The sequence below is a fragment of the Kosmotoga pacifica genome, from assembly GCF_001027025.1.
Classification (GTDB): Bacteria; Thermotogota; Thermotogae; order Petrotogales; family Kosmotogaceae; genus Kosmotoga_B; species Kosmotoga_B pacifica.
Window position 1 is genome coordinate 1,312,395 of record NZ_CP011232.1, and the last position, 23,053, is coordinate 1,335,447.

18 protein-coding genes and 2 rRNA genes are annotated in these 23,053 nt (G+C 45.6%); 9 read left to right on the forward strand and 11 right to left on the reverse strand.

Features of this window, described 5'->3' with window-relative positions; genetic code table 11:
- Positions 1-16: 16 nt before the first annotated feature.
- On the reverse strand, positions 17-1,348 hold the full coding sequence (locus tag IX53_RS06105; RefSeq protein WP_047754596.1) for a TldD/PmbA family protein: 1,332 nt from the start codon (positions 1,346-1,348) through the stop codon (positions 17-19).
- Entirely contained in the window at positions 1,345-2,727 is a 1,383-nt protein-coding gene (locus tag IX53_RS06110; protein ID WP_047754597.1) for a TldD/PmbA family protein, read from the reverse strand. The genes IX53_RS06105 and IX53_RS06110 overlap by 4 nt, the downstream gene beginning before the upstream one ends.
- Positions 2,728-2,800: 73 nt before the next feature.
- Between IX53_RS06110 and IX53_RS06115 the strand changes: the two genes are divergently transcribed.
- Positions 2,801-3,391 (forward strand): MBL fold metallo-hydrolase, encoded by a 591-nt coding sequence (locus tag IX53_RS06115; RefSeq protein ID WP_047754598.1) that lies wholly within the window; start codon positions 2,801-2,803, stop codon positions 3,389-3,391.
- On the opposite strand, the gene IX53_RS06120 is transcribed toward IX53_RS06115, so the two are convergent.
- From IX53_RS06120 to IX53_RS06135, 4 genes are read right to left on the reverse strand one after another with little or no spacing between them, the layout of a single operon-like run.
- Positions 3,392-4,684, reverse strand: a complete 1,293-nt coding sequence (locus tag IX53_RS06120; protein WP_047754599.1) for a C69 family dipeptidase — start codon at positions 4,682-4,684, stop codon at positions 3,392-3,394.
- Positions 4,685-4,689: 5 nt separating this feature from the next.
- Positions 4,690-5,457, reverse strand: coding sequence for a YdcF family protein (locus IX53_RS06125; RefSeq protein WP_047754600.1), 768 nt, complete (start codon positions 5,455-5,457; stop codon positions 4,690-4,692).
- A 17-nt stretch (positions 5,458-5,474) separates the two neighbouring features.
- Complete coding sequence (locus tag IX53_RS06130) at positions 5,475-6,200, reverse strand: glycerophosphodiester phosphodiesterase family protein (protein WP_245612691.1); 726 nt, start codon at positions 6,198-6,200, stop codon at positions 5,475-5,477.
- A complete protein-coding gene (locus tag IX53_RS06135; protein ID WP_047754602.1) occupies positions 6,187-6,438 on the reverse strand; it encodes a DUF1858 domain-containing protein in 252 nt (83 codons plus the stop codon). The genes IX53_RS06130 and IX53_RS06135 overlap by 14 nt, the downstream gene beginning before the upstream one ends.
- 152 nt (positions 6,439-6,590) lie before the next feature.
- Here IX53_RS06135 and IX53_RS06140 point away from each other — a divergent pair, with 152 nt between their 5' ends.
- Genes IX53_RS06140 through pruA form a run of 4 tightly spaced genes read left to right on the forward strand, consistent with a single transcriptional unit; the run spans position 6,591 to position 11,443 of the window.
- Positions 6,591-6,902, forward strand: coding sequence for a (2Fe-2S)-binding protein (locus IX53_RS06140; RefSeq protein ID WP_047755495.1), 312 nt, complete (start codon positions 6,591-6,593; stop codon positions 6,900-6,902).
- A complete protein-coding gene (locus tag IX53_RS06145) occupies positions 6,895-8,721 on the forward strand; it encodes an FAD-dependent oxidoreductase (RefSeq protein ID WP_047754603.1) in 1,827 nt (608 codons plus the stop codon). Before IX53_RS06140 ends, IX53_RS06145 begins: the two co-directional genes overlap by 8 nt.
- Positions 8,711-9,853 carry an NAD(P)/FAD-dependent oxidoreductase gene (locus IX53_RS06150; protein WP_047754604.1) on the forward strand — a complete coding sequence of 381 codons (1,143 nt, stop codon included), beginning with the start codon at positions 8,711-8,713 and terminating at the stop codon, positions 9,851-9,853. The genes IX53_RS06145 and IX53_RS06150 overlap by 11 nt, the downstream gene beginning before the upstream one ends.
- A 12-nt stretch (positions 9,854-9,865) precedes the next feature.
- Positions 9,866-11,443: an L-glutamate gamma-semialdehyde dehydrogenase gene (gene pruA, locus IX53_RS06155; RefSeq protein WP_047754605.1), complete on the forward strand. Its 1,578-nt coding sequence runs from the start codon at positions 9,866-9,868 to the stop codon at positions 11,441-11,443.
- A 147-nt stretch (positions 11,444-11,590) separates the two neighbouring features.
- On the opposite strand, the gene IX53_RS06160 is transcribed toward pruA, so the two are convergent.
- Positions 11,591-11,908 carry a hypothetical protein gene (locus IX53_RS06160; RefSeq protein ID WP_047754606.1) on the reverse strand — a complete coding sequence of 106 codons (318 nt, stop codon included), beginning with the start codon at positions 11,906-11,908 and terminating at the stop codon, positions 11,591-11,593.
- A gap of 34 nt (positions 11,909-11,942) precedes the next feature.
- Between IX53_RS06160 and IX53_RS10915 the strand changes: the two genes are divergently transcribed.
- Together IX53_RS10915 and IX53_RS06165 are read left to right on the forward strand one after the other, a co-directional pair.
- Positions 11,943-12,200, forward strand: a complete 258-nt coding sequence (locus IX53_RS10915) for a hypothetical protein (RefSeq protein ID WP_156173122.1) — start codon at positions 11,943-11,945, stop codon at positions 12,198-12,200.
- A 390-nt stretch (positions 12,201-12,590) separates the two neighbouring features.
- On the forward strand, positions 12,591-13,829 hold the full coding sequence (locus tag IX53_RS06165) for a 6-phosphofructokinase (RefSeq protein WP_047754607.1): 1,239 nt from the start codon (positions 12,591-12,593) through the stop codon (positions 13,827-13,829).
- Between the two features lie 7 nt (positions 13,830-13,836).
- Here the strand turns inward: IX53_RS06165 and IX53_RS06170 are convergent, their stop codons facing one another.
- Positions 13,837-14,961 carry an aldo/keto reductase gene (locus tag IX53_RS06170; protein WP_047754608.1) on the reverse strand — a complete coding sequence of 375 codons (1,125 nt, stop codon included), beginning with the start codon at positions 14,959-14,961 and terminating at the stop codon, positions 13,837-13,839.
- Between the two features lie 73 nt (positions 14,962-15,034).
- On the opposite strand from IX53_RS06170, the gene IX53_RS06175 reads away from it, so the two are divergent.
- Positions 15,035-16,906 (forward strand): diguanylate cyclase domain-containing protein, encoded by a 1,872-nt coding sequence (locus IX53_RS06175; RefSeq protein WP_082128502.1) that lies wholly within the window; start codon positions 15,035-15,037, stop codon positions 16,904-16,906.
- Here IX53_RS06175 and IX53_RS06180 read toward each other — a convergent pair whose 3' ends face one another.
- Entirely contained in the window at positions 16,907-18,463 is a 1,557-nt protein-coding gene (locus IX53_RS06180) for a DEAD/DEAH box helicase (RefSeq protein ID WP_047754609.1), read from the reverse strand.
- A gap of 503 nt (positions 18,464-18,966) precedes the next feature.
- Between IX53_RS06180 and IX53_RS06185 the strand changes: the two genes are divergently transcribed.
- On the forward strand, positions 18,967-19,662 hold the full coding sequence (locus IX53_RS06185) for a flavodoxin family protein (RefSeq protein ID WP_047754610.1): 696 nt from the start codon (positions 18,967-18,969) through the stop codon (positions 19,660-19,662).
- Between the two features lie 295 nt (positions 19,663-19,957).
- On the opposite strand, the gene rrf is transcribed toward IX53_RS06185, so the two are convergent.
- Both rrf and IX53_RS06200 read right to left on the reverse strand, forming a co-directional pair.
- Positions 19,958-20,074, reverse strand: a 5S ribosomal RNA gene (gene rrf / locus IX53_RS06195).
- 34 nt (positions 20,075-20,108) lie between these two features.
- Positions 20,109-23,041, reverse strand: a 23S ribosomal RNA gene (locus tag IX53_RS06200).
- Positions 23,042-23,053: the final 12 nt, after the last annotated feature.

Below are 23,053 nucleotides of genomic sequence, written 5' to 3' on the forward strand. Positions count from 1 at the left end.
CTAATGGCTCTCCTCATTATTTTCCGGTGAATGAAATCCCATCGACCAGGATATATGGCAGTTCTCCAACTGGTGTTTGTTGCGTTTCACGAGAAATTGCAACGATGCTTTTCAACAGCTCGAAGACGTTTCCCGTCATCATTGTATCTGTAATCGAATGCACCTTCCTTCCTTTTTCGTAATACCAACCACCTTTCACTGTTCCAGAGAAGAGACCATTCACGGAGTTCGCATTACCACTGAATCGATTGATGTAGATACCTTTGTCTATGTTGTTCACTATTTCTTCTAAATCATGGAAACCTTCAATATGTACATTGTGAAAACCTATACCGGGTAGATTTGAAAAACTACCAGCGGCATTTCCTGTGGGTTCGGTTCCCAGAAGAGTTGCTGTGTAAGAATTGTGAATAAACCCCTTTAAGACCCCATCCTTGATGATACTCACGTACCTGGTGGCAACTCCTTCTCTGTCGAAAGGATCCGCGTAGGGTGAGTCGTTTGTTAAAGGAGCATCATATATGGTGAGACCGTTGACAGCTATTTTTTCTCCCAGCTTATCTTTGAAGGGACTGCGCTTTTCGAGGATATTCTCACCACTTACCAGTTGGGTGAGGGGCTCTACGATTAACGAATGAACGACCTGAGGGCTCAGTAATGCTAATCCTTTAAAGGATGTTACAGTCTTTGCTCCCAGGGATTCCACGATGGTTTTTGCAAATTCTTTTGCGGTATGTTCCAGCAAAGCATCAAGGTTGTCTTCATTGTTTGTCAGACCGAACTTGTAATCGAAGGAAGAAATATCGTCACCGTCAACGGCCATACCCATTATGACGAAACTCAATATGGTCTTTTCCTTACTCCCTCTCAATCCATTGGTGTTAGCGACTTCTGTTCTATTTATCCTCAATTCAAGGCTGGCTGAATCAACCTTTATCCTGGGGTCAAAACCCTTTGCCATTTCAAAGAAGAAACGGGCTTTTTCGAGAAGGTGAGGAAGGTTATAACTTTCAAAAGCCTTTGAATAAAGCCCTTTGACCTCTGAATATGTTTGTGGTAGAGGAAGAACATTTCCGGGATTGGCTTTGGATTTATGAGCAATAGTAAGGGCTTCATCTATGCTCTGGTCTAAAACCCTGTCTTCCAGTACATTAGATGATGCAAAGCCAATCCTTCCACTGTCTATGACTCTAATACCAACTCCCTCTTTTATATCTTCATGCAGGGTTTTGAGTTCGTCCTTCTCATAAAATATGCGAGCTCTTTTTGAATGGAGATAATAGACTTCTGCCTGCGCACGACTCCTGGCCTTTATCTTATTCAAGATTTTTTCAGGAATTTCACTCATGCTTTCTTCCCTCCAATCTTCACTTTGCACCTTATGTGCGGTCCACCGGCGTCTACCTTTGCAGGCTGGTGTTTTCCGCAATAGCCGGAACCAAGGGCAAACTGAAAATCATTTCCAACCATGTCCACCGACCGTAGCACATCGAAAGCCTGTCCTGAAATCGTGATACCTTTCACAGGTTCTTTCAACTTTCCGTTTTCTATCCTATAGGCTTCTTGCACTCCAAACATAAACTCAGCATTTGCATCGGCTTGACCACCGCCGCCGAGCTCTTTGAGATAAAATCCCTTTCTGGTAGCTGAAATCATCTCATCAAGAGTTTGCTCGCCAGGTGCTATGTATGTGTTTCTCATTCTTATGATTGGCTCATCGGAGTAATTGAAAGCCCTCGCGTTACCTGTGGGACTCACACTGAACATGCCCGCAGTTTCGGAATCATGGAGGTAGGATTTCATCACACCGTTTTCGATAATTTTGACTTTTTGTGGAAGATTCCCCTCATCGTCCACCAGGAGTATACCTGAGGCCCCTTTTTCTATTTCAGGATCAGGGTCATCAACGAGAGTAACCAATTCGCTGGCCACTTTTTCCCCTATTTTTCCTTTAGCAGCTGAGCCGCTGATTACCAGATCGGCTTCGACAGTATGACCTATGGCTTCGTGAGCCAGAACTCCAACGAGTGAGGGATGAAGGATGACGGTATATATACCACCTTCTGGAACATTGCAACCAAGTTTTTCTATCGCGACTCTGGCGGCCTCTTCGGCGAGAAAATCAGGTTCATTTCTTCTGAAAAGCTCTCCCCAGCCACCTGTTGCTCCAGTAGTTTTGAATCCCATTTCCATTCTGTTTCCATCACTAGCGTAGGCCATCACACCGAAGTCGACTTTCACATCGTGATAACTCGCTTCGGTGCCGTAATTTGAAAGAAAATATTTTTCGTCTACTATCTCACTGTAAAAAGATAGCGAAGAGACTATTTTCTCACTCTTTTTTGCGATATCAGCTGTTCTCATCACGAGGTCGATTTTCTCCTCGACTGAATGGAGCGCGACTGAGTCCGTTTCTGTTACACGAAAATCTCCCTTGGCGGGATTGAAAGAGGGAGTATGATATTGTGACTTTCCCTCGAATCCTTTTACAGCTTCCATAGCGGATTTTATCGCTTTTTCAACGGCACCTTTCGTCATTATGCCAGTACTACTGAAACCCCAGATGCCCCTGTTCCATACCCTGATACTGATGCCCGAAAGATTGCGAATTGAGGCTTCTTTTAGTACACCGTTTTCTACACGGAATGCTCTTATTGTCCTGCGTTGGTATTTTAATAAGATGGGGAATTTTGTTTCCAGCAGGACAGATTTGAGAAAATCCAGCATTTCTTCACCTCCATGTTCTAGTGCGGTATCATTATAACGTGTGAATGATTAATATAAGAAACGAGGTGGTCCTGTGATAAACATCTTCAGGTCAGGACTCTTTGAAGAAAACACATACTTTATCGAAGACGGTGAAAAAATTATTGTGATAGATCCGGGAAAAGGTACTTTTGAAGAGATAAAAAAGTTCAATAAAGACAAATTATTGATTCTATTGACTCACTCTCATGTAGACCATATGTTCGACCTCCCTCATTTTAAGGGTAGTGAACTCTACTTCAATGAAACTATTGAGTTTCTCACAAACACGAGAACGAATCTTTCTTTATATTTTCCAATGGGAGAATTGAGGATTGAAAGATTCAGAATTTTAACCAAGGAAGAACTACCAGATTTTGAGATTATCAAAACACCAGGACACACTCCGGGATCTGTGTGCTTCCTCTTTAGGAATAGGTTCCTTTTCACAGGTGACACGTTGTTTTCAAATTCCGTCGGGAGAACAGACCTGCCTGGAGGAAGTGAAGAGAACCTTGTTGGTTCTCTGAAGATATTGCGCAGTTTACTCGAAGAAAAACCAGATCTTGAAATTCTCCCTGGACACGGATTCCCTTCAAAGGCGAGTTGGATTTTACATCAAAATCCATATCTTTCTAACCTATGATCAGCGTAAGAACTTCATCTTTTGGTTGAACCAGTATATCTTAAAGAGCAAAGAGCGTTTTCCAGGTTTCAGTTTTGAAGTTTTCTCAATCAACTTATCACCAATTTTCCAGCTTTTATCGAAAACTTCAGCAGAAAAGGCTTTCAAAGTCTCAAAATCCGGAACACCTTCTTTGAAAAGTTCTTTTGTTCTTTTCAGTAGTTCAGACTCGTAATCCGCAACAACCTCTTCAAAATACATTTCAGCCAGTTCGTAGTTTCTCAGGGAGTTTCTGTAAAATCTCTCCCAGTGGTACCAGTGCTTCAGGGCTTCCTCTTCTGAATCATATGGCAGAGTACTTTCTTTGCTGTTGAACCATACGGGTTTGTATATCGATAGACAGGGAGCACTATTATTGGTTACCCATACAGTTGTAACATCACCTATTTCGCATATCATGGAAGCGGTCGTTTGGCTTGAGATTATGCCTCCCGCGTGCATACAGATGTCCTTCATAGATCCTTTTGTGATGGTATTCCCTGAAATATGGTCTCGCATGATATCCATCATTTCTTTTGCCGTGAGTTCTGGGAGTTTCTCTCTGATAAGCCATTCTGTTCTTTTCTTTCTGTCCCTTCCTCCTGAAAGGACGGCATAAAGCCTTCTTTCGTAAGCCTTATTGAACTCAAAATCGTCTATACTTTTGCACCATCCCTTTCTGACAGCATTCTGTATCGTGTCAGGATGGATCAAATCAAAATCGTTGCTTATGGTGAGGAGGTTGGAAATTGTTCCTATGGTCTCCACTTTTTTTGCAGCCCAGTATTTTCCAGCAGTCTCTAGAATCCATGCTTCTTTTTTGTCGGCGATAATAAATGAGTTATGGTACTTAAGCCTTTTCGTGAACCCCCCGTTTCCTCCCTGACCATGACTTTCTAACAGGGCTGTTATAATCTCCAGAGCAGAATCCGCAGAGTCTGCTCTTTCCAGGGCGATGCGCAGGATGTCCATGCCAAGAAGACCTTTTTCCTGTACGGGTTCTTTTGTAAATACCGCTTCATTGCCGATCACGACATTATCTTCGTTGATTCCCATTTCACCCCCCCACATCCAGGAAGGCTTCGAAAGTAGAATGGCTTTTGTTCTTTTTACCTGAGGGATTTTTATGTAAGTAGTAGACAGTTCTTTTTCCTCATGGTAAAGCGAAGGAAAATAGACCATGACCTGTGGTTCATTGGGTTCCCGGTCGCTATTTTTGGCAAAGAGCATCCTATCTCCGGTGATTTTCGGTGTTATCACAATAGTGTCACACACTATGCTCACCTTCCCCTAGTTCTGTACCATATCTGACCGATGAACTCATGGATGCCTGAGAGATTCGCTTCCAGAGCATCACTGCTAGGTAGAAAATCGACCCAGCTGATGGGAGCGTAGTCGTAGAGATAGTCTGTTGGATAACTGATAACTCTGACTCCGTTTTGTAAAAAGGCATCGGTGGCTCTCTTCATATGAACGGCTGAAGTGACGAGAATTACTTTACTCCAGTTGTTCTCATGGTAAATTTTTGAGACGTAGTAAGCGTTTTCCGCTGTAGTTCTGGCCGATACGTCAACCAGGATATCCTCTTCATCGATCCCCCATTCTTTCAACACCTTTGCCATAACCTCTGCCTCCGCTGGACCATCTCTACCTAACGGGGAACCGCCTGTAACTATTATTGGTATTTTGAGCGTTTTGTAGAGTTCGAATCCTTTCAGTAATCGTTTGAGGGAATGGACACTCAGTTCGGTTTCCTGCTGAGTTAGAACAATTCCCCCACCGAGAACAACAATGGCGTCGCCAGTTGCAAGGGACTCGATTGAAGGTAGGGAGATATCAGTTTCAAGGGGTTTCAGGTACAGGTATGTTCCAATACCTGAACTGAGCAGGTAGAGAAAAAAAGCCACCAACAGCTCAATATATGCCAGAAGCTTTTGACCAGGATTTAATGCTTTTTTTAGGCTAAGTATACCCACTATGAACAGAACAAATATGATTATTCCAGGAGGTGTGAGCAGTGCACTCAGGAATTTTTCAAAATAAAACATCCACTCACCTCAATACATTACCTTCCGCCTCTTACGGCAAGTATTGCCATAAGGTTGTCTGTAATCAGGTAATCACAGCATGTTCGTACTTTCATCGCCAGTTCAGAGTCATTCAGAGTCCATAGCGCAACCTTGATGTTCCTCTCGCGGAGACTCTTCAGAAGATCCATGCTCGCTTCCAAACTGAAGTTTTCGAATATCTGAACGGGTAGGTGCATAGAGTAGGGGTTATAATGAGCTATAAGTTCTTCTATATATTCCAGGCCTTTGCCTTCCGCTTCTTCGCCAATTAATAGGCCAATCTTCGCCTTGGGGTCAGATTTCCTTACATCTAGTAAACACTCGTGAATGAACGAAGAAAAGATTGTCCTGTCCAGAGCATTAAAGCTTCTAACTAATGGTACAACGAATTTGGCGGCATCAGGATCCTTTATTTCTACGTTGATTATAGCGTCATTTGGAAGTTCAAGATATGCCTTTTCAAGTGTTGTGAGCTTTTCGTCGGATATGAGTTTCGCTTTTTTCAGTTCCTTATAACTCACTTCCTTTATTTTGATTTCTATACCGAATAATCTCTTCAAATCTTCATCGTGAGTGAGGATTAGAGAACCATCCTTTGTCAGCCACACGTCCGTTTCTACGCCATCTGCGCCAAATTGAGTGGCTCTGATGAGGGAAAGGAGACTGTTTTCCCCTTCTCCTTTTCCCATTCCCCTATGTCCGAGAACCTTAACCATTTTCATCATCTCCTATATTGAGGAAGGTATTTTTCTTTTCCCCTTCCTTCGCTATAATTTCATTCGCCTTTGTAACGATTTCATCAATTCTATCTCCTTTGCCCTGTCGGAATGCCTCTTCTTCCAGTGTCCCCCACAATATATCCCCGCATACCATGACTTTCAGGCCCTCTTTGAAGAAAAAATCAATGAGATAGGGATATTTTTCAACGATTTCTTCTATCTTCATGCTTTTTTCTATCATAGGAGCCCCTCCTTGAATCAGCGTCTTCAATTGAAAATTATAGCAGTTTATATGTCTTATTCTAAGGTATGCTTGTTAATGCACATTTTTCGCTTTAAACCTTCATTCCTTATACTTGATAATGGGGAATATTCAAATGGAGGCGATCAGTGGTGGAAAGAATTGAAGAACACCCAATCCTCTCCTTCAAAAGGGGGAGGAAAATCCGCTTTTTCTTTGAGGGTAAAGAGTTGGTGGCATATGAAGGGGAAACAATAGCCGCTGCTCTACATGCCAATGGAATAAGAGTTCTTAGACACACTCCGAAGAAAGTGAGAGCGCAGGGTCTTTTTTGTGCTATCGGGAAGTGTTCCTCCTGCCTTATGGAAGTTAATGGCCTTCCTAATGTCAGGACCTGTATAACCCCCGTAAAAGAGGGAATGGCTGTACGCCGTCAAAAGGGAAGGGGTGAGCTCTTTGACTGAGTACGATGTCCTTATTGTTGGAGGAGGCCCTGCTGGATTAACCGCAGCTATTGAAACGGGTAAAGCCGGCCTGAGAACGCTCGTGGTTGATGAAGGTGTCAGATTTGGCGGTCAGCTCGTCAAGCAGACCCACAAGTTCTTTGGGAATGAAGAATTCTACGCTTCCGTCAGAGGTTTCGAGATAGCTGAAAAGTTACTCGGAGAACTGAAAGGTATGGCTAACGTTGAATTAATGGCCGAATCAACAGTGGTTGGAGTGTATGAAGATGGTGTGCCGGTTTTACACAGACCAACCGACAGTACAACGCTTTTCAACCCGAAAAAGCTGATCATAGCCACGGGAGCTTCGGAAAAATTCCTCCAGTTTGAAAACAATGACCTCCCGGGTGTATATGGAGCGGGTGCTGTTCAGACTCTCATGAACCAGTTTGGCATCCTACCCGGTAAAAACGTGCTCATGATCGGTTCGGGGAATATCGGCTTGATAGTAAGCTACCAACTGATGCAAGCTGGAGTCAACGTTAAAGCAGTTATCGAAGCATCGGACAGGATAGGTGGTTATCAGGTACATGCGAACAAAGTTAAAAGACTGGGTATTCCGATACTGCTTCGTCACACGATTGTCAGGGCACTAGGAAAAGACGACGTACAAGGAGCCGTTGTCGCAAAAGTTGACGAGTCATGGAAAATTATTCCAGGTACCGAAAGAGAATTTGTCGTTGATACAATCTGTATTGCTGTTGGATTGACTCCCTCTGCAGAGCTAGTCGCTCAAGCTGGTGGGAAATTGCGTTTCGTCTCTGAACTGGGTGGCTATGTCCCTGTGAGAGATGAGAACATGAGAACTACCGTACCTGATGTCTTTGTAGCGGGTGATGTGAGTGGTATCGAAGAGGCGACAACAGCCATGATTGAAGGAAGGATTGCAGGACTAAGCTGTGTACGAGATCTCAAAGGAACCACCGATGAAGAGAGACTCAAAGATCTGAAAAAACAGCTAGTTCGTTTCAGAAGTGGGCCGACCTTTACAAAGGTAAGAAAAGGATTGGAAAAACTCAACCTCTCGTTTCCTGCCACACTACCAGAGGGAGAAGTACAATCTTTACATGAGGCCTTTAGAGGTAAAATGAGGCCGATTATAGAATGCAGCGAAGCTATCCCCTGTAACCCCTGTGAGACAAGTTGTCCATTTGGTGCCATCACGGTTGGAGACAATATAAATAATATTCCGGTTATAGACTATGAAAAATGTACCGGTTGTGGTATTTGTGCCACCAAATGTCCGGGACTGGCCATCTTCATGATACAGGAAAATGAAGAGAAGGGGATAGCCATTGTGGGCATACCATACGAATTCTTGCCTGTACCCTCTAAAGACGAGCTTGTTTATGCTCTCAGAAAGGACGGCAGTGTAGCGGGTACCGCCAGAGTGACGAAGGTAGTAAAAGCTCCAAATAATACAACGATGGTCTACATAGAAGTTCCTCTGAAAGAAGCTATGGAAATCAGGCATATAAAAGCCGTGGAAAGAGAACCCCAGGCTTTCGTATGTCGTTGTGAAGAATTGACTGTTGAAGAGGTAGAGAAGGCCATAGACGAGGGATATACAGATTTCGAAGAGTTACGCCGGAAGTTGAGGATAGCTATGGGGCCCTGTGGCGGTCGCACCTGCAGATTGAACGCGTTGATGATTATATCACGCAAGACAGGTGTGCCCATTGAAGAGCTCGACCCGGGTACGTTTAGACCACCTGTTGTTCCCACTACGTTCAAGGCGATCAGTAAAAGCGCCAAAGGTGGTGAAAAAGATGAAAACTGAAGCTTCGGTCGTCATTATTGGAGGAGGCATCGTGGGGACCGCCATAGCGTTTCATCTATGTAAAGAAGGATTGAAGGACGTGGTGCTTGTCGAAAAATCGTACCTTTCTTCCGGAGCCACCGGTCGTTGTGGTGGTGGAATCAGGCAACAATGGAGCGAGAGAATGAACGTCAGGTTGGCTATGCGGAGCGTGAAACTCTTTGAGCGCTTCCATGAAGATGTGGGAATGGATATTGAGTATTACCAGGGGGGATATTTACTCCTCGCATACACCGACGAAGAAGTTGAGCTCTTCCATAAAAATGTAGCGATGCAACAAGAAGAGGGTTTGAATGTGAGGATATTGAGCAAGGAAGAAACAGCCAGGAAATTTCCATTCATGAATTTGGCTGGCTTGAAACTCGCGACTTTCTGCCCTACTGATGGTCATGCCAACCCACACCTCGCAACAATGGCTTACGCCAAAGCAGCAGAAAAAATGGGGGCAACGATACTGGCCCGCACTGAAGTCACGGATATAGATGTGCAGAACGGTCAGATTGTTGGGATCCAGACGACGAAGGGTTACATAAAGACCTCTGTGGTGGTAAACGCAACTGGGGGATTCTCGAGAGAAGTCGGACTCATGGCAGGTGTTGAGTTACCGACAGAATCTTACAGACACCAGATATTCGTTACAGAACCGCTGGAACACATTCTTGATCCTCTAGTAATAAGCTTCACTAACAACTTCTACATAAGGCAGACGAAATCGGGGAACTTCGTTATGGGGCAGGGCGACAAGGACGAACCACCTAGTCACAAGCACGATCCGAGCTGGAAGTTCCTTGTGGAAATGACCACCAAAATGCCGAAATTTTTTCCTTTCTTGAAGAATGTTCGTGTCTTGAGACACTGGGCGGGGCTATACAACATGTCTCCAGATGCTCAGCCAATAATCGATAAGGCTGAGAGTGTATCAGATTTCTATTTTGCTGTTGGTTTCAGTGGTCATGGATTCATGCTGGCTCCAGCAGTAGGTGAAGCCATTGCGGAATGGATAGTACATGGTCATCCAAAGAAAGTCGATATATCTAATTTAAAATTGGAAAGATTCTCAAAGGGTGTATCAAAGGAAAAAAACGTTGTTTAGGAGGTGTTGAAATTGGTGGAAGCAACAGATTTTCTTATCCTTCCACCCTTCAAAAATGAAGGGTACATCGATCCTTCAAACCCGGAAGTAAGAAAAAAGATGAAGGAAGCTCTCGAGAAAGTTGCGAACGAGAAACGGGACTATGATCTATTAATTGGTGGAAAGAGATATAAGACCGAAAGAAAGACGAGGTCAATCAATCCCAGCAACCCTGAAGAAGTCGTCGGAACCACATCAAAAGCTAGCAGAGAGCTTATAGATAAAGCCATCGAGGTGGCGTGGGAAGCTTTCGAAACGTGGAAACACACACCCGTTGAAGAAAGAGTCAAGCCTTTCTTGAGGGCTGCTCAGATTATGAGGGAACGGAGGTACGAACTCGACGCGACGATGATCCTGGAAGTCGGTAAGAACTGGCTTGAAGCCGACGCTGATCTTGCTGAAGCAATAGACTTTCTCGAGTTCTATTCGAGAGAAGCGGTGAGATACGCTTCGCAGCAGCCTGTGGTGAGGATTCCTAATGAGAATAATGAACTCGTTTATATCCCTCTTGGGGTAGGGGCGGTTATTCCACCGTGGAACTTCCCGGGAGCTATAATGGTTGGGATGACCTCTGCCGCCGCCGTTTCCGGTAACTGTGTTCTTTTGAAACCTGCAAGCGATTCACCCATCATTGCAGCTAAGTTTGTTGAAATACTCCATGAAGCCGGCCTACCGGAAGGAGTCGTAAATTTCGTTCCCGGTAGTGGGGCTGAGATCGGAGATTACATAGTTGAGCACCCGAAAATAAGGTTCATTTCTTTCACAGGTTCGAAAGAGGTGGGGTTAAGGATCAATGAGTTAGCGGCAAAGCATCAACCCGGTCAGAAATGGATCAAACGCGTGGTGCTTGAGATGGGTGGAAAGGATGCTGTTGTAGTCGATGAGACAGCAGACCTCGATGCTGCTGCCGATGGTATTGTTGCCAGCGCCTTCGGTTTCCAGGGTCAGAAATGTTCGGCCGGGTCCCGGATAATAGCCGTTGAGGCAATCTATGATGAACTCCTTGAAAAAGTGGTTGAAAAGACTAAGAAAATCAAGATAGGCGATGTCAGAGACCCGGAGAACTGGCTCGGACCGGTTGTTAACGAAAGTGCGATGAGAAAGATATTGAGCTATATCGATATAGGTAAAGAAGAAGGAAGGCTCGTTCACGGCGGGAAAAGGGTAGAAGGGCTTCCTGGATATTTCCTGGAACCGACAATATTCGCCGATGTTGACAGATATTCGAGAATTGCTCAAGAAGAGATATTTGGACCTGTGACAGCTTTCATCAAAGCTAAGGATTTCAACGATGCAATAGACATAGCCAACTGTACCGAATATGGTTTAACCGGTGCGCTTTACACGAAAAAACGAGAGCGCATTGAATTTGCCAAAAAAGTCTTCCATGTGGGAAACCTGTATTTTAACCGCAAATGCACCGGTGCTCTTGTTGGTGTACATCCTTTTGGTGGCTTTAATATGTCCGGAACGGATTCGAAAGCTGGCGGAAGGGATTATTTATTGTTATTCTTGCAGGCCAAGTCGATATCCGAGAGAATAAACCTATAAAGCCAATAAAAACGCCACTCGGATTGGGTGGCGTTTTTTATAAGTAATAGCTCCTGTCCGGCCCAGCAAATAATCTCACTCTCTTAAGACCATCTATCCTCACCCGAATCTTATCCTCCATACCTGCCGTAGTTTCGAAGAAATCTGTCAAGCAGTTTTTTTGTTGTGCTCGTTGAATTCGGTATAATGTTTTATGAATTCATCTATCCGCATTCTGTCGATAGCCTTGCGTATCGCATCCTTCCTTTCCTCCACGTATGGATGGGCTTTTATCATATCAGCCACAAATTCTATCGTTTCGTACCTTTTGCTCATAAGCTTTGCAAATGTGTCTATATTATGGAGGGATTTATACGTTTCAAGTAATTTGTCTTTCCTTGAGAGGTAAAACTTCTCCCTGTCAACAAGTGCGATAAATGTGGAGAGAAAAAGGTGTTTTCTCTCTGAAAACGGAAGTTTTTCCAAATATTGAATTGCTTCATCTCACGTTTATTGTGCCATGATCGCGTTTAGTAGCGTATATGAAGCTATTATGCCCCCCAGAATCAACACTAATTGTAGTGGTATAGTAACTTTACATAAAAGGAAAAACTATGCTCAACTTTCTACACACAGTATCATCAATCTCGAACGCGCTTTTGCCATTGCTGTCTTTTTGAAAATAGCTTACTGTACTGTAGACTACCAACCAGTATTTAAGTATCGAAGATACTGGAAGCATAGAGAACATTTCAAACAATCCTCAAAAGCCTATTAGCTAGCTTTTTCCTCTCCTTCTTTTCATTCCTTCGCCCCCTTTTTTTCATACTATCACTTCCTTATTCCTTGTCCTATTTCTTTAAGGGGGGATTACGGGGTCAACCACGAAGTGGTTTGAAACAACTCTGAAAGAGTTCGATACAACCGCGAAGCGGTTCTTGGCGTACTATCAATTATCGCTCTTCTGCTCTTTCCGCCGAAGGTGCAGAACCACTCCGTAGGAATGCAAAACCTTTACGCAGTAAAGCATAGCCTGAGCTTTAGCTTAGCAGCCCCTGCGGAGCAGACTTATCCCTCAGCGCAGCTGGGCTTACCCACGCATCAGCGTGCTTACTGAATCTCACTTCATGTTATAATCATCAAAAATCAATAAATGAGGTGGTGTTTTATGAAGAAAAAGAATCTAATATATGGCCAATCCGGAGGTGTTACTTCGGTAATAAATGCATCCGCTTATGGTGCTATCGTGGCGGCCCTTGAAGAAGCGGAAATCGAAAATGTCTATGCCGGCATAAATGGAATCAATGGGGTACTGGAAGAGAAGCTCATCGATCTAACAAAAGAAACTAAAGATGAAATAGAGAAAATTCCCTACACACCCGGGGCAATTTTTGGCTCCTGCAGAAAAAAATTGAAGACTGAAGAAGATTTCAGGAGATTGTTCGAGGTATTCGAAGCACACAACATAGGTTACTTCCTCTACAACGGCGGCAACGATTCCATGGAAACAGTTCATAGAATAGCTTTGAAGGCCAGAGAATATGGCTATCCTCTTAAAGCTATTGGTATCCCAAAGACCGTGGACAACGACCTGATGCACACTGATCACTGCCCTGGATATGGTTCAGCTGCTAAGTATACCGCTATTTCCATTCTCGAAGCAACGAAAGATCTGATTGCCATGCATGGTGATTCTACACAGGTCTTTATAATGGAGTCCATGGGGAGATATGCCGGTTGGCTGGCTGCTTCCGCGGCTCTGGCCGGTCTCAACGGTGGTACGGCACCACAGATAATACTCCTGCCTGAAGTCCCCTTCGACGAAGAAAAGTTTCTTTCGAAAGTTGAAGAAACCATAGTGAGAGATGGTTACTGTAGTGTTGTGGTAGCCGAGGCATTGAAGGATTCCAGTGGGAACTATATTTCTACCGAAGCGTATAAAGATGCCTTTGGAAATGTCCAGCTCGGGAAGATAGGCATATACATACAAAAAATTGTGCGTCAGAAACTTGGAAGGAAAGTTCACACAGCCCTGCCAGACTACCTTCAGAGATCATCAAGGCACATAGCCAGCTTAACGGATTGGCGTGAAGCGATAGAAGTTGGTGCAGCAGCGGTGAAATATGCGGTGAAAGACGGACTGAGCGACGTAATGGTTTCGATAGTCAGAGACAATGACTACCCGTATTTGAAGCACTACAGCCCCGTCGAGCTAAATGGTGTAGCTTCCGCAGTTAAATACCTTCCTGAAGAGTTTATCGCTGAAAATGGGTTTGGTGTGACAGAGAAATTTATAGAATACGCGAGACCTCTCATTAATGGCGAAGCTCCCGTTATCTATTTGAGAGGAATCCCTGTCTACGCCAAACTTAAGAGAGTTTTCGTCGAGAAAAAACTGAAGGGCTGAAAGCCCTTCAGTTATCTTCGAATGTAGCCGCAACTTCTTTGAGCAGTTTTATAATAGGCAAATTTTGTGGGCATTGGGTTTCGCACAAACCGCATTCGATGCAGTTTGAAGCCCTTTGTTCAGGTTCAGTAAACATATTATATGTCTGCTTTGCCCCTTTTAGGTCGTCGAAGATGAAAGCGTTGTTGTACTGTTGAAAAGCAAAAGGGATATTTACTCCGTTTGGACATGGTTGACAATACTTACAACTCGTGCAGCTTATTTTCATTTTGCTCTTGTATATCTCCATGACACGATCTATGGTGTGGAGTTCATCAGATGTGAGAGAATTTGGTAGACCATCTTTCGCAATTTGGAGGTTTTCAATAACTTGCGATAATTCAGACATGCCACTCAAAACCAAAGACACTTCGGGGTGATCCCATACCCAGCGCAGAGCCCAGTATGTTGGAGATTTTCCCAAGTGCTTGAAGAGATCCATAGCCTCATTTGGTATACTGCTTGCCAGTTTTCCACCTCTGAGGGGGCTCATAACGATTACACTGAGTCCTCTCTCTGCAGCGTACTTCAACCCCTCTTTCCCGGCCTGATAGTCCACGTCGAGATAGTTATATTGAATCTGGCAGACAGACCAGTCGTAAGAGTCCACTATATTTTTGAAAACTTCAAGTGAATCGTGAAAAGAGAATCCTGTGTGCCTAATTCTGCCATCAGCGATCGCGGACTCAAGAAATTCATTGAATTTCAGATTTTTCAAATTATCCCATCTCTCCTCATTTAGGCCATGAAGGAGGTAGAAGTCTATGTGGTCTGTCTGAAGCCTTTTGAGTTGTTCGTCAAGGTACTTATCCATGTCTTCCCTGGTCTTTATGAGCCATGTTGGAAGTTTTGTTGCCAGAAAGATCTTATCTCTGTAACCGTTTTTAAGAAATTCTCCCAGAAAGGATTCGCTCTCTCCGTTGTGGTAAGGATATGCTGTATCAAGATAGTTCACACCGTTTTCGATGGCGTAACTCAACATCTCAGAAGCTTTTTTTCTGTCGATCTTACCATCGATTGTTGGAAGTCTCATACAACCAAAACCGAGTATGGAAACCTTCTCTTTTGTTTTCCGCATCTCTCTGTAAAGCACGATACCCCCTCCATTCCTTATGCTATTTATAGATAAATAATGATATAATTATAAGTTATAGCAGGAGGTAAATATGAAGACTGGAAAGATATTATTGATTATAGTTCTTTTCTTTTCATTATACCCCTTTGAGGCTCTGGCGGAAAAACTTGTATTCGGTGGCGACAGAGATTATCCTCCTTATGAATTCATCGATGAAGCAGGAAACGTATCGGGATTCAACGTGGAACTCGCAAAAGCCGTTGCCAGAACGACGGGACTCGATATCGAAATCAAACTCGATGAGTGGAGCAAAATTCGTTTTGATTTTGAAAATGGAGAAATTGATGCCCTTCTTGGAATGGCTGTAACTCCGCAGAGAATGGAATACTTCGACTTTTCAATCCCCCACAATACCCTCTTTATGACGGTCTTCTTCCGAAAAGGTACGAAAGGCTTAGATTCGGAAAGTGACCTGAATGATAAAGAGATAATAGTGCAACGGGGTGGAGTAATGCACGATTATCTCCTCGAAAAAGGTATCACGGACAGAATCATCCTGGTTGATTCTCCCCTTGAGGGCCTAAAACGCCTTTCTGAAGGGGTAGGGGACTGTGGTATCTTCGGGAAGTATCAGGGACTATACCTCGTGAAAAAACACAAATTGAAAAATCTGACCGTAGCGGATTGGGCCATTTACGAACGAGATTACGCCATTGCTGTGCAAAAAGGCAATGCGATTCTTCTGAATGGATTGAACAAAGGATTGCTTATATTGATGGAAAGCGGTGAATACAGGCAAATCTATGAAAAGTGGTTTGGTCCACTCGATTGGAAAACGATCTATGGAGAAAGAGTATTGAATGTTTTTCTAATCACTCTCAGTATCACAGCTTTTGTTGTGATTTTACTCCTGCTATGGAATAGAGCCCTGAATAAGAGAGTTATCCAGAAAACAGCGGAACTGAACGAAAAACTCGACGAAATAAAATTACTCAACAAGAAGATCAGGAGTTTGCACGAGATAGCCATCAAAATGGAAAGAAGTATTGATGAAGAAGAAGTTTACGACTTGATTGTTAATACTGCGAAAGATATTTTGAGCTTTGATGTATGCAGTCTGGACATTCTTGAAGGGAATGAACTTGTGGTTAAAAGAGCTGATGGTGGCTTTAAATGCCCGGAACGCACTCCGAAAAATGAAGGAGTCGCTGGAAGGACATTACTGAACGGGGAGACGATCTTAATAAATGATGTTTCTCAGGTCCCAGATGCCAGACCGGTAGATGACAGAATTCGTTCTGCTTTGAGCATTCCGATAGGCGAGTTTGGGGTATTTCAGGCTATTTCTTTTAAACCATCAGCTTTTACCAGGTTTGACGTTGAACTGGCAGAACTTCTTATATCCCATGCTACAGAGGCCATCAGAAGGATAAGGTTAAGCAAAAGAGAACGCTATCTCGCTTTTCACGATGCGCTTACAGGATTGTACAACAGAACGTTCTTCGATGAAGAACTTGAAAGACTCGATACTCTGCGAAATTTGCCGATAAGCGTGATATTCGCCGATGTTGATGATTTGAAATTAATAAATGATTTGTATGATCATTTTTTGGGTGACGAATATCTCGTGGCTATAAGTGAAGCCATAAAAAAATCTTGCAGGCATGAAGACCTGCTGGTCCGCTGGGGTGGAGATGAATTCGTGATTTTGCTTATCAAAACTACTCATAAACAGGCAAAAGAAATAGTCACGAGAATTGAACAAAATCTGGCAAAAATAGACCAGTTCCCCACCCATCCTTCGGTCTCTTTTGGGATAGCAACTAAAACCCATCCAAATGAAAAGATCTCAGATGTGTTGCGTAAAGCGGAGCGAGATATGTACAGGAATAAGCATCGATATAAAACACGCCTGACCGACAAAGAAAACTTCGATAAAGGAACAAAGAATGTCGAGCAGTAATCAATTGACTCTCTGAACGGAGACTCTGTTACCTTTTATCCTGCAGCGGTTAAGGGATTCAATCACGAGTTCCGCGTATTTATAGTCAACTTCTACGTAACTGTGTTTGTCCAGAAGTTTAATGGCTCCTATCCTATCTCCCGGGATACCTGTTTCTCCTGTAATTGCTCCCAGAAGGTCTCGTGCTCGGACGTTGTGCTTTTTCCCGGCATTTATGAAGAGCTTCACCATCTTTCGATCCCTGGAGGTTTCAGGTTCTTCCTGAAGGTTGTTTTGAGAAACGTGCATTTTTATCAATGCTGCGGCTATTTCCATGGAAGTATACCCACGGGTGATGAGTGACTCGACAGCGGGAATATAATCTCCAAGGTTTCCCTGTTCAAGAATTTTATTGATTTCATCAAGGAAAGCTTCCGCTTTCCTGGCTTTGATGTCTTTCAGTGTAGGGATATTCAGAGGGTTAACCTTGATTTTTGTATAACGCTGGATTTCTCTGAGCCTGTACAATGAACGCCCATATGCAAAACTAAAAGCCATACCGGTCTTTCCAGCCCGTCCTGTTCTGCCGATTCTGTGAACGTAATACTCCTCATCCTCGGGAATATCATAATTGAATACCGCTTCAATATTATCCACATCAATCCCGCGTGCAGCTACATCGGTAGCAACGAGGATTTTGATAGAACCGTTCCGAAAGCTCCTCATGACCCTGTCCCTCAATGACTGATTCATGTCTCCATGCAACCCGTCTGCAGAATAACCCATTCCCTGAAGCTGCACTACGAGCTCATCTACTTTTTTCTTTGTGTTACAGAATACAAGAGAAAGTTCCAGGTTATAATACTCCAGAAGCCTTGAGAGCACATTGGCTTTGTTAACCTCTTTTACTTCGAGATAATATTGTTCAATTGTAGGAACAGTCAACACTCTCTCCACAACCCTTATGAGTTCAGGTTCTTTCTGGAATTTTCTTGCTAGGGTGACTATCGGTCTTGGCATTGTTGCTGAGAACATCACTGTCTGTCTATCGGCATTTATCTGGCTCAGTATGTATTCAATGTCCTCAAGAAATCCCATATTCAGCATTTCATCAGCTTCATCGAGCACAACGTATTTCACGTTGTCCAGTTTAAGTGTACCCCTGCGCATGTGGTCCATCAGCCTTCCGGGCGTACCAACAACTATCTGCACACCTTTTTTTAGAGCTCGTATTTGTCGTTCTATAGGTTGACCACCGTATACCGTCACAGCGCTCAATTTCTCACGATTCGCTCCCAGGGTGCTTATTTCTCTTGTCACCTGAACAGCGAGTTCTCTCGTAGGGCAAAGAACAAGGGCCTGTACATTTCTTGAAGAGTAATCCAGAAGTTCGAGCATTGGAATACCAAAAGTGGCCGTTTTTCCTGTTCCGGTATGTGCCTGACCGATCATGTCCTTTCCTTCGAGAATTGCAGGTATCGCACTAGACTGGATGGGAGTTGGTTCAGAAAAGCCCATTTTCTCAATAGCAGTTAACATCTTTCGGGATAAACCCATTTCGTTAAATTTCTTATTCATTCATTTAGTCCTTTCAAATAGATTCCCCAGATTATACACCCTGTAGATATGCCAGTTATCACAAATGATGTCAGCAAGGTAAATTTCTCTTCAGTAGCTATGGTTACTCACACACAACATTTCAGGGATGATACTTGCAGAAATTGAGTTTCTTTCGGAAGTCGAACAACGATAAACAGCTCTCGAACACCGAATCTCGGCTCTCGATCCCCGGCTCTCGGCTTTTACCGACAACCTACAACCCACAACCGACAACAAATGGTGGACGGTCAACGACTCTTTAAAAGTGATTTGACCTCACTTTGATTCTTCTGGAAGTTGGTTCCACTTCTGTAAGTGATATAATTATGCAGTCGTATAATTTAATAGAATTTGATACATAGAGCTTTCTAAATTTGGTTATGAGCAACACAAGCTAAAACCAGAGGCTTGCCTTGATTCAGAAATCATATGGTTTGGTTATTTCAATAAGCATATTAGGATATAGAGAAAGGAGGATGAATATGAAGATTGTTGCTATAAATGGTAGTCCGCGAATGGAGAAGGGTTATACTGCCATGCTTCTTACCGCCTTCCTTCAGGGAACGATGAACGCTGGGGCTGATGTCGAACTATTCTACGCGAGCCGCCTTAATGTCAAACCCTGCTCTTGTGGTCAGATGTACTGCTGGTATGTAAAACCCGGTGAATGTGTCATCAAAGATGATATGGAGATGCTTCATTCTAAGCTTGCTGAAGCAGAAATCATGGTTTTGGCAACTCCAGTATACATTCCACTTCCTGGCGATATGCAGAACGTTATAAACAGACTCTGCCCTTTGATGGTACCAGCTCTTGAATTTCGAAGTGGCCGTACTCGAGCCAGATTTAGGAAACACGTTAATGTTCGGAAAATCGTGCTGGTGGCCACCGGTGGATGGTGGGAAAAAGAAAACCTCACAACAGTGGTACGCATCGCTGAAGAACTCGCTGAGGATGTCAGTGTGGAGTTTGCCGGGGCGGTGCTTAGGCCTCACGTCCACGTGATGAAAAAAGATGGAAAACTGACTAAAGATGGGCAAGCTATATTGGATGAGGTAAAGAAAGCCGGCTATGAACTTATTAAGGAAGGGAAGATAGAGAGCGATACCCTCAAGGCGATAAGCCGACCGCTCATATCCGAAGAAGAGCTGAGGAAACTTTATAATAATTATATCTGAGCTTGAAGAAGCAAGTATTGAAATTCCTCCACACTGCGGGTGTACTTGCCCTTGAGAACCGAGAATCGAGATCCGGCGTTCGAGAGCCGTTGACCGTTCATCGTTTTCCGTCATTCGTTGATTGAAGAACTTAGAAGAACGGGTATAGGGTCTGGAGTATAGGGTTTAGAGTATAGAAAATCCAAGAACCAGAAACTATCAACTGAAAACTCTATTACTCTCGAATCTCGATTCTCTGTTATCACCCACAACGAAAGAGGGAGAGTCAAATGACTCTCCCTCTTCGCAAAAGAACCCTGGGCGCTACCTACTCTCGCACGGGGCTACCCCCGCACTACCATCGGCCCGAAGTGGCTTAACGGCCGGGTTCGGGATGGATCCGGGTGTTTCCCACTCCGGTATCGGCACCCAGGATAACTCTCAGCTCACTCAAAGGTGCAAAGGAGAAGGTAAAGGACTCGGGTTATTAGTACCGGTCGGCTCAACCCCTCGCAGGGCTTACACCTCCGGCCTATCTACGTCCTCTTCTCGGACGACCCTGAGAGGCCTCGTCTTGGAGCACGTTTCCCGCTTAGATGCTTTCAGCGGTTATCGCTCATGGACGTGGCTACCCAGCTACTGCCGCTTGCACGACAGCTGGTTCACCAGAGGTCCACTCACCCCGGTCCTCTCGTACTAGGGGCGACCCTCCTCAGGCCTCCTGCGCTCGCAGCAGATAGGGACCGAACTGTCTCACGACGTTCTGAACCCAGCTCACGTACCGCTTTAATAGGCGAACAGCCTAACCCTTGGGACCTGCTCCAGCCCCAGGATGCGATGAGCCGACATCGAGGTGCCAAACACCGCCGTCGATGTGAACTCTCGGGCGGTATAAGCCTGTTATCCCCGGGGTAACTTTTATCCGCTAATCTACGGCCTTTCCACTCAGTGCCGCAGGGTCACTAGGACCAGGTTTCCCTCCTGTTCGGCCTGTCAGCCTCACAGTCAGGCCAGCTTTTGCCCTTACACTCTACGGCTGATTTCCAACCAGCCTGAGCTGACCTTCGCGCGCCTCCGTTACTCTTTTGGAGGCGACCGCCCCAGTCAAACTGCCCACTTAGCACTGTCCCCGCTGTGCTCTTCACACACACGGGTTAGTACTCCGTTATGACGAGGGTGGTATCCCACCGGCGGCTCCCCCGACCCTGGCGAGCCGGGTTCTCTGCCTCCCACCTATCCTGTACACGCCATAACAAAGCACAATACCAAGCTGCAGTAAAGCTCCACGGGGTCTTTCCGTCTAGCTGCGAGTACTGGGCATCTTCACCCAGACTGAAATTTCACCGGGTCCCCTGTTGAGACAGTGCTCCGATCGTTACGCCATTCGTGCAGGTCGGAACTTACCCGACAAGGAATTTCGCTACCTTAGGACCGTTATAGTTACGGCCGCCGTTTGCTGGGGCTTCGGTTCAGAGCTTCGCCCGAAGGCTAACCCCTCCCCTTAACCTTCCAGCACTGGGCAGGCGTCAGACCCTATACGTCCTCTTTCGAGTTCGCAGAGTCCTGTGTTTTTGGTAAACAGTCGCCGGAGCCTTGTCACTGCGGCTCCCAGATGCTCAACACACCCAGGAGCGCCCCTTCTCCCGAAGTTACGGGGCCATTTTGCCTAGTTCCTTAACAGGGGTTATCCCGCTCCCCTTAGCCTTCTCAGCCAGCCTACCTGTGTCGGTTTGCGGAACGGTCAGTGCTGCACTCAAACGGTACGCGACGCTTTTCTTGGCAGTGTGGACTCAACACCGTTGCTCCCGAAGGAGCTCCCCATCGCGCCTCAGCCTCCAGCGGCGGATTTCCCTACCGCCTTCTCAGGCCTAAACGCTTGGACGCACTGTGCAACCAGTACGCGGCGCCTATCCTCCTGCGTCACGCCTCGCACCTCGTACAACACCGGTACCGGAATATTAACCGGTTTCCCATCGGCTACCCCTTTCGGGTTCACCTTAGGGTACCGACTAACCCTGGGAGGACGACCCTTCCCCAGGTAACCTTAGGCTTTCGGGGGGAGAGATTCTCACTCTCCTCTCGTTACTCATGCCTGCATTCTCTCTTGTGCTTCGTCCAGCGCCCCTCGCGGGTACGCCTTCTCCCTACCGCACAATGCTCCCCTACCGACAGTTTCCTGTCCCACAGCTTCGGGGGATGGCTTCAGCCCCCTTACATCTTCGGCGCGAAGAGCCTCAACTGGTGAGCTGTTACGCACTCTTTAAATGATGGCTGCTTCTAAGCCAACATCCCAGCTGTCTCAGACTCTTCACTGCCTTTCACACTTAGCCATCTCTCCGGGCCCTTAGCTGGTGGTCTGGGCTGTTTCCCTCTCGACCACGGACCTTATCGCCCGTAGTCTGTCTCCCGCACTTTGAGTGATGGTATTCGGAGTTTGGCTGAGGTCGGAGGTTGCCCCCCTAGCCCAACCAGTGCTCTACCCCCATCACTGACCATGCGAGGCCGTGCTTAGACACGTTTCGGGGAGAACCAGATATCACCGGGTTCGGTTGGCTTTTCACCCCTACCCACAGGTCATCCAATGGCGTTTCACTGCCAACTGGTTCGGTCCTCCAGTGGGTGTTACCCCACCTTCAACCTGCCCATGGGTAGCTCACCCGGTTTCGGGTCTACCGCAACTGACTATCGCCCTGTTCAGACTCGGTTTCCCTTCGGCTTCGCCTCCTCCGGCTTAACCTCGCCAGTTACGATAACTCGCAGGCTCATTAATCAAAAGGCACGCGGTCACCCTTTCGGGCTCCCACTTCTTGTGGGCACACGGTTTCAGGTACTCTTTCACTCCCCTCCCGGGGTGCTTTTCACCTTTCCCTCACGGTACTGTTCCGCTATCGGTCAGCAGGTAGTATTTAGCCTTGGAGGGTGGTCCCCCCAGATTCACGCGGGATTCCTCGTGTCCCGCGCTACTCGGGTACACTGCCCAGAGCGCTTCACGCCTTTCACCTACGGGGCTTTCACCCTCTCCGGCAGGCCTTCCCAGACCTTTCGGCTAGACGTTACGCTGCCCCGGCGAGTCTGTGGCCTCGCCCAGCAGTGCCCCACTACCCCGTACCAGCAACGCCCACAGGCTTCTACACTAGCACGGTTTAGGCTCTTCCCCTTTCGCTCGCCACTACTCAGGGAATCTCTCTTGATTTCTCTTCCTCCGGTTACTGAGATGTTTCACTTCACCGGGTTCGCCTCGCCTAAGCGATGACTGGCATCCCTGCCAGCCGGGTTTCCCCATTCGGGCATCCGCGGATCAACGGTCGCTTGCACCTACCCGCGGCTTTTCGCAGCTTGCCACGCCCTTCTTCGCCTCCTGCTGCCAAGGCATCCCCCGTGTGCCCTTTGCACCTTTACCTTCTCCTATGCA

Coding starts and splice junctions, on each gene's coding strand:
- IX53_RS10915 (WP_156173122.1), top strand. CDS start 11,943: ATGATCGCGTTTAGTAGCGTATATGAAGCTATTATGCCCCCCAGAATC.
- IX53_RS06125 (WP_047754600.1), bottom strand. CDS start 5,457: ATGTTTTATTTTGAAAAATTCCTGAGTGCACTGCTCACACCTCCTGGA.
- IX53_RS06130 (WP_245612691.1), bottom strand. CDS start 6,200: ATGAAAATGGTTAAGGTTCTCGGACATAGGGGAATGGGAAAAGGAGAA.
- IX53_RS06185 (WP_047754610.1), top strand. CDS start 18,967: ATGAAGATTGTTGCTATAAATGGTAGTCCGCGAATGGAGAAGGGTTAT.
- IX53_RS06135 (WP_047754602.1), bottom strand. CDS start 6,438: ATGATAGAAAAAAGCATGAAGATAGAAGAAATCGTTGAAAAATATCCC.
- IX53_RS06105 (WP_047754596.1), bottom strand. CDS start 1,348: ATGAGTGAAATTCCTGAAAAAATCTTGAATAAGATAAAGGCCAGGAGT.
- IX53_RS06180 (WP_047754609.1), bottom strand. CDS start 18,463: ATGAATAAGAAATTTAACGAAATGGGTTTATCCCGAAAGATGTTAACT.
- IX53_RS06165 (WP_047754607.1), top strand. CDS start 12,591: ATGAAGAAAAAGAATCTAATATATGGCCAATCCGGAGGTGTTACTTCG.
- IX53_RS06150 (WP_047754604.1), top strand. CDS start 8,711: ATGAAAACTGAAGCTTCGGTCGTCATTATTGGAGGAGGCATCGTGGGG.
- IX53_RS06175 (WP_082128502.1), top strand. CDS start 15,035: ATGAAGACTGGAAAGATATTATTGATTATAGTTCTTTTCTTTTCATTA.
- IX53_RS06110 (WP_047754597.1), bottom strand. CDS start 2,727: ATGCTGGATTTTCTCAAATCTGTCCTGCTGGAAACAAAATTCCCCATC.